Below are 1,825 nucleotides of genomic sequence, written 5' to 3' on the forward strand. Positions count from 1 at the left end.
GAAAATTGAGAATGGGTGTCAGCCCGGAGTGAGCCTGAATGCCAGGGGCTCTTTCGTTCCCCGAGGCTCGGTGTGACACAGGCTGTTACTCAACGACGACGAGCGCGCACATCAACGCGCCTTGGGTCGCGTTGACCACGTCCTTGCCCTGACCGGTGGGGTTCAGTCGCACCATGGTTCCGCCGTAGCGCTCACCGAAGACAAAGGCGCCCCAGATGAGGATGTGGGGGCCCACGGCGCCGTCATCCCGCAGGAAGTGGTAGGGGCGGGGCTCGACGCGCTCCTGGACAATCCACCCGCCGTGCTCCAGGGCTTCCTGGATGGCGGCGTCCCAGTCCTCGGCGGTCATCGCGCGGCCAATCAGCACCGACTTGCCGCCATAGGCGCGGCCCGCCTTGAGCACCAGGCCTTCGCGCTTCGAGGCGGCGAGCTCGTCGGGCAGCCACACGGAGGCGCCGTCGCGCGTCGTCTGGGTGGAGCGCACGCGGCGCGTCCAGGGAATGTGCCGGCGGATGAGCTCACGCTCCTCTTGCGTGAGCTCGGGTGACGCTTCGTTCTCTGACAGCAGCGCGATGTTGAGCTTGTCGTCGAGCAGCTCCTGCGCTGGGCCGTTGTAGAGACACAAGGTGCGCGCGGCGAGCGCGGCGCGGACGCGGGCGTCGAAGTCCAGGCCCACCACTTCGAGCCGATCTCTCGCGTCATGTTCCTGCACGGCATGCAGTCGCCGGCCGCGCATCGTGAAGCAGTGGCCCTCCGCGTCCTTCACCTCGCTGTAGGTGCCAATGAGCACCTCGCCCTTCGCGCCTTCAGCAGCGAGCAACTCGCTCAGCGTGCTGTTGAGCAGCAGCGTTGCCATCTCCCTGCCCGTGGCGTCGGGCAGCTCGTTGTCGGGGAAGAGCACGGCCAGGTTGCATTCGCCCTCCCACGCAACGGTCCGTCGCACGTCCTCGACGACATGACTCAGGAAGGCTCGCAGCGTGTCCTGAAGCTGGATGCGCAGGCCCTGCTCCTCGGTGAAGCGCTGGAGCACGGGCTGGTCCATCACCACCTGAGCCTTGAGCCCCGTCTCCCATCCGCCCAGGCCCGCCATCATGTTGATCTCAAGGCACTTGAGGCCGTCGGCCGAGTCGATGAAGTCCCCGCGACTGAGCGCGCCGCGCGCGTCCTCCGTGTTAGCCAGGACCTCCGCCGCCACGCGCGCCCGTTCCAGCGAGACACCGTAGTAGTCGGCGATGCGCCGAGGGTCGCCGTCCAGCAACAACCGAGGCCCGCGCTTGACGAGCCGGCAGAGCTTGACCGAGACCTCCTCCAGCTCACGGTCGCGGCGCGAGTCGATGAGGAGTGGCCACCGGTGCAGCTCGTAATACATCAGCGGTGACGCTTCGAACTTGTGGAAGCGGTGCCGCGCGAACACCTCGGGCGTCCGCTCCGCGAACTTCAGGAAGGCCACCGCCGCCGCGGACAGCTCACCGTGCAGCGCCTGGATTTCATCGGAGAACTTCAGCTCGCCTGGGGATCTGTTGACGTGTGGCATTTTCCGGGTAATAGCACTTTGACTGAGAGTGCGTATAAAGCGGCTGTTTTACGTGCTCGAAGCGACGGCGGCTCACGCGGAGGCTTCAGCCTTCCGGGGCGTCGGCTGAGCTGATCCCGCAGCGCGAACGGGGTGTTGGTCTGGAGCCGCGTCAGCAGCCGCTGCGCGCGAGCCCAGCACCAGGACTCCGGACGAAAACCGGAATGTGGGTGCTCATAGCTTATGCTGCGCGTTCCCCCCCAGCGAAGGTCTCCGGCTTTTCCACAGCTCCACCCCTTGGAACCTCTCACC

The 1,825-nt window shown here is 66.3% G+C and carries 1 protein-coding gene; it reads right to left on the reverse strand.

What is annotated here, in order from left to right; genetic code table 11:
- Nucleotides 1-85 precede the first annotated feature (85 nt).
- Nucleotides 86-1,534: a hypothetical protein gene (locus BLU09_RS22315; protein WP_090491524.1), complete on the reverse strand. Its 1,449-nt coding sequence runs from the start codon at nucleotides 1,532-1,534 to the stop codon at nucleotides 86-88.
- Nucleotides 1,535-1,825 lie beyond the last annotated feature (291 nt).

Origin of the sequence: Myxococcus virescens (assembly GCF_900101905.1) — a bacterium.
Classification (GTDB): Bacteria; Myxococcota; Myxococcia; order Myxococcales; family Myxococcaceae; genus Myxococcus; species Myxococcus virescens.

Coding starts and splice junctions, on each gene's coding strand:
- BLU09_RS22315 (WP_090491524.1), bottom strand. CDS start 1,534: ATGCCACACGTCAACAGATCCCCAGGCGAGCTGAAGTTCTCCGATGAA.